Raw genomic sequence first — 8,875 nt, forward strand, 5'->3', positions numbered from 1 at the left:
ATTTCCCACTCACAATCAGCCGCACAAGACCGACCGTGCCAGTCCACCGACAAGCGCCATTGTGTGAAGCGTTCTCCGAACTGCAATCGGAATTGACGCCAAGCGGTGGCGCTCCGAGGCTTGATAAAGGCGGTGCCGAATGTGGGCGATATCGAACCTGGAAGCACTGGTCTTCGTCGCATTGATGCCGAATCTCGTCGAACAATTGCCGGATCTCGTTGCCGACAAAAGCCGTGATGCCGCGCTTGGACGCTTCGTAAGCGCGTCCAGCTCTTCGGATGTCATGAAGGCCATTGGCGTGGCTGCGCATTGTTGTATTCGAGGTCGCGGATAGCGTCCGTGACCTTGCCGGAAATTACCGCTTTTGAGATCCGTGTGTGGCAATCGTTGAACGATGGCGGGGAGCCGTTCGGCAACTTCGCGGTTTCGCCGTCTGCAAGGCGGTGTCGTCGTGAAGCGCCATCAGTACAGTCACCATCAAACGCCGCGCCTGCTTTTCGTTTTCCAACGATTCGGTGACCAAGCCGATCACTCGGAACGCGTGGTTCGCGGCGAGCATACACAGCTTCTTCTCATACTCTCTTGGTGAAAGCATGGTTATTCCCCTTTCGTTTCTTTTTCGTCGGTCGGCTTGCTTGTCTTTCCCGACTTGTGCGCTGCACTGCCGCTGCACCAGTTTGGGTCGCGGGATCGTGTTCGCGGCCGAGACAGTGTAGGGAGCCGATCCATGCAATGCGGTTCACATCCACGTCTCCACGATCTTCTCGTCGTCCATCGCGCTCGATCTGCTCTATCTCAACGGCCGCGATCTGCGAAAGCCGCCCTGATCGAGCGCACGAGCATCTGAAGAGGATCATCGGCGATACAGACATCCAGTTCAGTGAGAGCTTCGAGGTCGATGGCAAGAAGATGTACGCCCACGCCGCGAGGTCAGGCTCGAAGGCGTCGTCTCGAAAGTGCGCCAGCGCCTACACCTCTGCAACTGGGTGAAGAAAACCTGCGTGCAGCGGGAGACGCTGGTGATCGCAGGCTTCGCGCTCGACGGTAACAAATGGGACGACATCTATGTCGGCCGCCGAAAGGGCGAGGACCTGATCTATGCGGGTAAGGTCAATCACGGTTCGACAAGGCATCCACTGCCGATCTGCAGAAGCGCCTGACGCCGCTGATCCGGAAAACGCAACCTTACACCAACTGCATCGCGCACAAGCGCATCTGGGTCGAGCCCGAGCTTATGGCCGAGATCGAATACCGGGCGAAGTCCGCGCAAGGCAAAGTTCGGCACACATTCTTTCGAGACGTCCGATGACGGGCCACGCATGCATCCACGACGAGCCCGCCGACTGTCATCTAACTGGTGCCGTGCCACCAGTCTTGCTATCAAACTGAACCGGCGGCACTACAGGGCTGTTTCAGTCCGTCGGCAAACGATTACGATCGTAGTTGAGCAGCCAGAATTATGGCGGTCGGAAAGAAGCCAGGTCTATGATGACCCAATCGGATCTCTGGTGAGGTCTGCTATTGCGACGCTATCGGGGGCGCAGCGCACAGCGACTCACCCGCACGTGATCTGCGGCGCCGATCGAGGAGGAGGTTCTACTCATCAGGGCGTAGATATCAGGTTCTGACGACGAAGCCGAAGTCTTGCGATCGCTCGGAGCATCACCGCTCGTCAGCCAACTTCGCCATCACTCCTCCGGTACCCCAGCCAAGCGCATGCCCTCGTAGATGCGCGCGCGTTTTGCGAGGTAAGTCGGGTGATCTGTGTAAGCGCCGTCCCGGAAGTTACGGATAGTGAAGCTCGGAACAAGCGTTAGTCCAGCTTTTGCGGCGGCTCTCGCGTGATCCAGCGAGCCCAGCAGCGCTAGTGTAGCACCGAGTAAGAAATGCACGAGGGGATAAGTTCGGTTGGCTTCGATGCTGCGGCAGAACCAGCCGAGCGCTTCCGAATCGGCCGAAATCTGCAGCTTGGATGCGCCGATTATTGCGAACCAGCGATGGGCAAAGATGTCGCGCGGAGAAAGGCGAAGTGCCTCGCTCACATGTGCCTCCGTCTCCGCCCCCTGGCCCGTGCAATACTTGGCCAGACCGATTAGCGCGTGGGCCCCCGCCAAATTGCGATCCAGCGCCAACGCTCGCTTGCTCTCGGCGACGCCTTGGTTGACGCGGTTAGTCGCAACGTGCACGTGTCCCAGGGCCACGTGGGCCCACGCATGGTTCGGAGCGAGAGACAGCGCGTCTTTCAGCGTTGCCTCGGCAGCCGCAAGCCGCGCGATCCGATCGCCACTCATCCAGGTTGAGCCGACGACCATGTCAACCGTCGCCATCCAGACCATCGCCTCGATATTCTTGGGATCGAGGGCTAGCGCCCGCTCAAAAATGCTACGCGCCTGTTCCATGTGGTCGGGGTTTAGTCCCTTGTTGAACCACGCAGCACCTTGAAAATACAGGTCCAAGGAATTGGGATGCGGCGAACGTTCCGCCCGACGCGCCTCAGCCTCAATGAGCTGTGCATTCAGTGTGTTAGCGAGCCGCGCGACAATTTCGTCTTGCATATCGAGCAGATCGGCGATCGGCTTATCGAACCGCTCAGCCCATAGGTGATTCCCGGTTTCGGCGTCGACCAACTGCACGTTCACGCGAAGCCGATCGCCTCCTCGCTGTACCGATCCTTCTAGGACGTAACGAACGTTTAACTCGCGACCGACCTGCTTCAGATCGACCGACTTGCCTTTATAGGTAAAGGCGGTGTGGCGGCCGATCACGAACGAGCCATTGATGCGCGACAAGTCCGTGGTAAGGGTCTCAGTGACGCCATCGACGAAGTAGTCCTGCTTGGTGTCTCCGCTGAGATTGGCGAATGGCAGCACAACGATGGAGAGATTCGGCGGTGAACGCTGGCCCTGCCTTGCGTGGCTCGACTTGCGCAGCCGGCTATGTCCGTCCAGGACAGCGGCATAGGCTCGAACCGGAAGGGCAATGTTTTTGAACTTTTGCTCGCCCATATCGACGAACTCGACACCGACCTTGCCGCGGGTCTGCACGTAGGCAAAAGACGAGATACAGATGCCGCCAGGCTCTGCGATGCTCTCAAGCCGTGCCGCGACATTTACGCAGTCACCAAAAACGTCATGCGGCTCGACAATCGCGTCGCCGACATTGATGCCGACACGGAAAGCAATACGCATGTCTTCCGCATCGGCAATTGTAAGGTCTTTGATGCGAGTCTGGAATTGCACAGCAGCTCGAACCGCCTGGACCGCGCTCGGAAATACTGCCAAGAATCCGTCGCCGGTGTTCTTCACAATGCGACCCCCGTGTTCGGATATCGCGGGCGTGACAGCATCGGCGAGTAGCACTGTCAGTTTGACATACGTTGCCTCCTCATCGTGGTGCATGAGCCGCGAGTAGCCGGCGACGTCGGCGGCCAGTATCGCCGACAGACTACGCTTGACCCGGATGAGTCGGTCTTCCACCATGTCGCGCAACTCCGACCCACAGAATACTATGACGGATCGCGCGGCGCTACCTGTCCTTATCGCAAATCAATCCGGGCATATTGGTGGTGCAGCCCACCCAAAATCGGGCGACAGATAATGCGTCCGACTGTCTCGGCGGCGCGTGATATCGGCGCGTCCTTGTTCAATGACAGATGGGGTCGCGTGCCATTGTAGTAGCTCATGTACGAGAGCAGCACGTGGCGCAGATGGCGTTCGCCAAACACCACGATATGATCCATGCATTCCCTGCGGATCGAGCCGATCAGCCGTTCTGCATAAGCGTTTTGCCAGGGTGAACGAGGAGACGTCGGGCGATCTCGGATACCGATGGATCTAACCCGGCGTGTGAATATCTCGGCGTAGGCACCATCGCGGTCCCTGATCAGGTAACGAGGGATTTGCTCCCAGCCACACGCCTGCGTCAGTTGATTGGCGATCCATTCGGCAGTTGGGTGCGCGGTCACCCCGCACCACAGGATCTGCCGCCGGCCATGGCCCACGATCAGCAAACCGTAGAGCAGTCGGAATGAGATTGTCGGCACGACGAAGAGGTCCATTGCGACAATGCCATCCGCATGGTTGCGAAGAAACGTCGTCCATCCCTGCGAGGGAGGGCCCCTCCTCCGCGCCATATACTTGGCGACGCTGGTCTGACCGATCTCGATGCCGAGCTTGAGAAGCTCACCATGGATTCTCGGCGCTCCCCACAGCGGGTTGACGATGCTCATCTCGCGGATCAGCCGGCGAATTTCCAACGGTGTAGCTGGTCGGCCGCCGCGGTGCCGCGATTTCCAGCGCCAATACGCTCTGAAACCGGCACGGTGCCAACGGATGACGGTATCCGGCTTCACAATCGTCAGCGCCTTGATGGTATTTGGCACCAAACGAGACAGCCCAACAAAAATCAGGCGATCCATGGCACTGAAGGCCACTCTCTTCGGCACATGCCGTCGCTGGATGTTAAGTTGATGACGAAGGATCAGGATCTCGGCTTCCAACGAGACCCGCGACCGGAACAATATGACCAGCACCGACCAGACCAGGCTGTAAGCTTCTCTCATGAGACAGAAGCATTGCGCGATTCGGCCTCACATACCAGCCGGATTAGGTTTCCGACAGGGACAGGTGCAAGGCTTGCGCTGACCGAACGCGAATCTCGTGTTCCAATTGGCCTCCTTCCGATTGCGAGCCCTCTCGAGCGGACCTAACCCGTGTTCCAGCTCCTGAGGGCCCCTCCGCAGACATCGCGTTCAAGGCTGGCCGTCTCGTGAGATGGTGCCCATGTGCTCGGTAGGGCGAAAACCGCGCCGCAGGAGCGCTGAAATGGCACATGGGCCCTTAAGCGCGATCCGCAAACATTCCCTTGCGCTGCGACTGCAATGTAACTATGTCTTAAACATTCGAGTTTTCGGCCGAACGACTTGGCCTCGCCGCGAATAGCGCGCCTGACTGACGACCCTCCTCCCAGATCTCGAGTTAACCGATCGCGTTTAGCGCGGTCTCAAATACACACATCGAAGGACGATCTCCCATGACAACGGGAACAGTGAAGTGGTTCAACAACCAAAAGGGTTTCGGCTTTATTCAGCCGGATCAGGGCAGCCAGGATGTCTTCGTTCATATCAGCGCGGTCGAACGTGCGGGCCTGAGCACTCTCAATGAGGGACAGAAGGTTTCCTTCGAGGTCGTCGCAGACCGCCGGACCGGCAAATCTGCCGCGGAAAATCTGCGCGCTGGATAAACTTCCGCCCTCGCCGCCAACGCTTTGACCGCGGATGTACCGGCAAAGCTTCTGGTAAAGACCCCCGCCGCTTGGCGCGCCCAGCAGCGGGGTTCTTTTTTGTCGAGCGACTGAGGGGGCTCGCTAAGCGATTTGAGCCAGCCTTTTAGGCATCCTTTGCATACGCCTGACAGGAAGCTATTGGGACCTGTTGATATGTCGAAGCTCGACGTCGACGAACAGCATGATGATATCGTCTACCCGTCAGCTCTTCCATTTGCATTGATCCATCTGGGATGCGCCGCAGCGTTCTGGTCCGGCATTACGTGGCAGGCGGCCGTTATCGGTATAGCGATCTATTGGCTGCGCATGTTCGCCATCGGTGCAGGGTATCATCGGTACTTCTCGCATCGGTCCTACTCTACTAGCAGACTGTTTCAGTTCATTCTTGCAGCGCTTGCTCAAAGCAGCGCCCAAAAGAGCGTTCTGTGGTGGGCGGCCAAGCACAGGCATCATCATTTGCATTCCGATACTGATCGAGATGTGCATTCGCCCCGGCATAAAGGTTTCGTTTACAGCCATGTTGGCTGGATTTTCGCGCGACAGCACGACGCGACTGACCTTGTTAAAGTTGCGGATCTCGCATCGTTTCCCGAATTGAGGTGGTTGCACAAATTTGAGGTCTTGCCTGCAATAGCACTCGCCGCCTGCTGTTTTCTCGTCGCGGGATGGTCAGGACTGGTGGTCGGCTTCTTGTGGAGCACGGTGCTGCTTTATCACGCGACCTTTTGCATCAACTCTCTCGCGCATGTTCACGGACGCAAGCGGTACGTAACTGGGGATGATTCTCGCAACAATTGGCTGCTGGCGCTGCTTACGATGGGCGAAGGCTGGCACAACAATCATCACGCCTATCAAAGCAGCGTTCGCCAAGGCTTCCGTTGGTGGGAAGTTGACATGACTTTCTACATCTTAAAGGCGCTATCTCTCCTGGGGATCGTCTGGGACCTGAAGGCGCCGCCCGAGCAGGTGAGGCGCAACCAACATCGGCTCGGAGCGAGGGTCATCAATCGAGCGGCCGAGCAGCTTGCTAAACGTTTTAATCCTGAGCGCATTGCGCTTGCAATTACGTCAGCGATGCACTCATCCGAACTGTCCGCCCTGCGGGAAGCGATTAACGAAGCAAAGTGTCATGCCGTCGACGCGCTGCCGGCCGTTCATCTGAACAGGATGCCGACTCGCAACGAATTGCTCGGTCGGGCGCAAGCCATGTTCGCCCGTACGCGCTCGCTAGACGAAATTGTCGACCGAGCGTATCATCTTCTCCTTGAATCTGTGGCCGCGTCGCTTCGGCTTCGATTACAAGCGAGCTAGCGTCGGCGCCACGACATAGCACGAACGCCTATTACAGGACGGGATGTGTCCCCTGACCTATTGCGTACTCTATACTTTTGATATTGCCTGAGGCGGCCTTCATGTTGTTTTCGGCAGGCGTAATTTGCTCTTGGTCTATGCTTGAAAATCCGGGACCTGCATTGGACCGATGTAAACGCACTTGATACACCGAAACTTACGATCGCCTGCGACGATCACGAAGTGCATCGGTCATTCCTACCCTTGTTAGCCCAGTGAGGGCAGGCGGATCACAGGACTTGCGAGATGCCAAAAGCTGAATGACATAATCGCTACGACCGATCAGCGGCTATTTCTTCCTCCTGGCTTCAAGCTCGGCTGCTGCCAGATCGCAGCTTTCTGGCTAGGTGCTGCGGCGATGACCTTGATCTTTTCCTTCTTGGGCTTCTTGGCTTCGCGGTTGCCTCGTTGCTGGCCTTTGGCCATGGCGGTCCTCCTGTTTTCGAGATGGTTGAAGTCGTCTGACAACAGGACCTGCCCGCGCGGGGTGCAGATCCTCACGTCGATGCAGCCTTCTTGCACGAGCTGCCTAGCCTTCCTCAGCGCGGCCGCCACCGTGACGCGCCCGAGATGTTCGCTGATACCTTCATGGTGGCCGCTGACAAGGTATTTCAGTTTAGGCATGGAAGACGGCCACCGTGATCACAATGATCCTGAGCAACCGCGGGACGATGGTCGGCGGTACGATCCACTCGGTCAGACGAAATTGCTGCAAGGGTACACGCCTGCGCTTTGCGGCGGGAGCGTGCGCGGCCCTCAGTCACCGATGGATGCCACGGTAAATGCGGTGAGCCGACCCTACGCCTATGTTTTGGGAATAGCGAGCGCTAAAGCATTTTGCGTCAGCTGCGACAAGAGCACGCGCGAAGCGATGGAATACCTCTATTGGCCGCGCGGGCTAAGAAAGCGATGGCTATTGCAGCACAAGGAGCGCATGCTGCTCTCTGGGCCAGCGCCGACGCCGGCGTTTTGCGAAAGGCAGGCGCGCATGACCATCCGTTCCCGACGAGAAGTCGTCACCTTCAAGCACCCGTTCCGGATCAGGGGTATCGATCGCCTGTTGCCCGCCGGCGCCTATGAGGTCGTCACCGACGAGGAGACGATCGAAGGGCTATCGTTCGAGGCGTTCCGCCGCGTCGCCACCATGATCAAGGTGCCGGTGGAAGGCTCTCGCGGGTTGGCGATGGAGGTGGTCTCGATCGGCTCTGTCGATCTGGCCGACGCGCAAGGCATTGACGCGAGCGCATTCGATGCCTGACGAACCGCTCGATCTCGACCGTCACCGCGGCATGGCGGCGCAAAAGGCAACCGACATCCGCCGTGCGCTCGCGGAGGTCGAAACCCATGCACGGGAACTGCGCGAGCGCCGGGCCGAGGTGGAAGACCATCTGTTGTCGATTCCCGCCGCGTCATGGCCGGAGGCGGCCGCCAAGGCGCGCTATGTGCTCAAGCTGTACGCCGCGGGCCTACCGCCGGAAGACACAAGGCATCGCGATCTCGTCGCGGCCATCCTCGTGGACTTTGCTCGGCTTAGCGAGCGGGGCTGAGGCATCATTGGCTGCGCCGCTGTCAAGGAGTGGGTCATATGACGCTCATGCCCGGTCGCTTCATCGGCTATGAATACGACAGGATGGTCGTCCTGTTCTCGATGCTCGACGGCCAGAGGGAGGTCCCCTGCGCGATTTCAACTTCAGCCATGGATGAGTTGGAGGGTGTGGTGCGCGCGAGAGCGGGCCAGCGCGAGGCGCAATTCATGCGGTTGCGCGAGCGCATCGAGGCCTGCGCCGCCGGCAAATATCAGGCGAGTGAGTTCGAAGGCACGCCGCCCAGCATTATTCTGCGCAGCATCGACTTCCGAAAAGACCGCTGTGTGTACCGAAAACCTTGTCCGAGTTGATGATGTGACGGATTCGGCTAAGGTGGCGGGATGATCGGGCTTCTCTGTTTCGTGCTGGCCGTCGTGACCTCGCCGTTCAAGTCGAGGTTGCAGCTTGAAGCTGAGAACGCGGCGCTTCGACATCAGTTGATGGTCTTGCGGCGGAGGCTGCAGGGTCGCGTCCGGCTCACGAACCATGATCGCTGGTTCTTTGTCCAGCTGTATCGTTGGTTTCCATCAATCTCGTCCGTCCTCACCATCGTCCGGCCCGAGACCCTCGTGCGTTGGCACAGGACTGGTTTTCGCTGCTACTGGCGTTGGAAGTCACGATCTTCGGGCGGCCGACCGCAGATCGACACCGAGCTG

Annotated in this window: 10 protein-coding genes and 1 pseudogene; 8 read left to right on the top strand and 3 right to left on the bottom strand. The window is 58.6% G+C overall.

Annotated features, from left to right (window positions below):
- Positions 1–139: 139 nt before the first annotated feature.
- Together YY7_RS0148395 and YY7_RS59855 are read left to right on the top strand one after the other, a co-directional pair.
- Entirely contained in the window at positions 140–334 is a 195-nt protein-coding gene (locus tag YY7_RS0148395) for a hypothetical protein (RefSeq protein WP_028169249.1), read from the top strand.
- 439 nt (positions 335–773) lie between these two features.
- Positions 774–1,309: pseudogene (locus YY7_RS59855) on the top strand (DNA ligase); the annotation flags it as partial.
- Between the two features lie 379 nt (positions 1,310–1,688).
- Here the strand turns inward: YY7_RS59855 and YY7_RS0148410 are convergent.
- Positions 1,689–3,479 carry an adenylate/guanylate cyclase domain-containing protein gene (locus YY7_RS0148410; protein ID WP_028169251.1) on the bottom strand — a complete coding sequence of 597 codons (1,791 nt, stop codon included), beginning with the start codon at positions 3,477–3,479 and terminating at the stop codon, positions 1,689–1,691.
- A 56-nt stretch (positions 3,480–3,535) separates the two neighbouring features.
- The gene (locus tag YY7_RS64210) at positions 3,536–4,498 is read right to left on the bottom strand and encodes an integrase core domain-containing protein (protein WP_245287699.1); all 963 of its coding nucleotides are present in this window, start codon (positions 4,496–4,498) and stop codon (positions 3,536–3,538) included.
- Between the two features lie 533 nt (positions 4,499–5,031).
- Between YY7_RS64210 and YY7_RS0148420 the strand changes: the two genes are divergently transcribed.
- Both YY7_RS0148420 and YY7_RS0148425 read left to right on the top strand, forming a co-directional pair.
- A complete protein-coding gene (locus YY7_RS0148420) occupies positions 5,032–5,241 on the top strand; it encodes a cold-shock protein (RefSeq protein WP_028169253.1) in 210 nt (69 codons plus the stop codon).
- Positions 5,242–5,436: 195 nt separating this feature from the next.
- On the top strand, positions 5,437–6,594 hold the full coding sequence (locus YY7_RS0148425; protein WP_028169254.1) for an acyl-CoA desaturase: 1,158 nt from the start codon (positions 5,437–5,439) through the stop codon (positions 6,592–6,594).
- A 321-nt stretch (positions 6,595–6,915) separates the two neighbouring features.
- Here YY7_RS0148425 and YY7_RS62480 read toward each other — a convergent pair whose 3' ends face one another.
- On the bottom strand, positions 6,916–7,059 hold the full coding sequence (locus YY7_RS62480) for a hypothetical protein (RefSeq protein WP_196237455.1): 144 nt from the start codon (positions 7,057–7,059) through the stop codon (positions 6,916–6,918).
- Positions 7,060–7,621: 562 nt separating this feature from the next.
- On the opposite strand from YY7_RS62480, the gene YY7_RS0148445 reads away from it, so the two are divergent.
- The 4 genes from YY7_RS0148445 to YY7_RS62805 form a co-directional block, all read left to right on the top strand.
- Positions 7,622–7,891 carry a hypothetical protein gene (locus YY7_RS0148445; protein WP_028169255.1) on the top strand — a complete coding sequence of 90 codons (270 nt, stop codon included), beginning with the start codon at positions 7,622–7,624 and terminating at the stop codon, positions 7,889–7,891.
- Positions 7,884–8,180 carry a hypothetical protein gene (locus YY7_RS0148450; RefSeq protein ID WP_028169256.1) on the top strand — a complete coding sequence of 99 codons (297 nt, stop codon included), beginning with the start codon at positions 7,884–7,886 and terminating at the stop codon, positions 8,178–8,180. The genes YY7_RS0148445 and YY7_RS0148450 overlap by 8 nt, the downstream gene beginning before the upstream one ends.
- Positions 8,181–8,218: 38 nt before the next feature.
- The gene (locus YY7_RS55905; RefSeq protein ID WP_051397363.1) at positions 8,219–8,530 is read left to right on the top strand and encodes a DUF1488 domain-containing protein; all 312 of its coding nucleotides are present in this window, start codon (positions 8,219–8,221) and stop codon (positions 8,528–8,530) included.
- Positions 8,531–8,560: 30 nt separating this feature from the next.
- On the top strand, positions 8,561–8,875 hold a 315-nt coding region (locus YY7_RS62805; RefSeq protein WP_035693085.1), incomplete at its 3' end, for a hypothetical protein.

The organism is Bradyrhizobium elkanii WSM2783 (assembly GCF_000472865.1).
In the GTDB taxonomy this organism is placed as follows: Bacteria; Pseudomonadota; Alphaproteobacteria; order Rhizobiales; family Xanthobacteraceae; genus Bradyrhizobium; species Bradyrhizobium elkanii_A.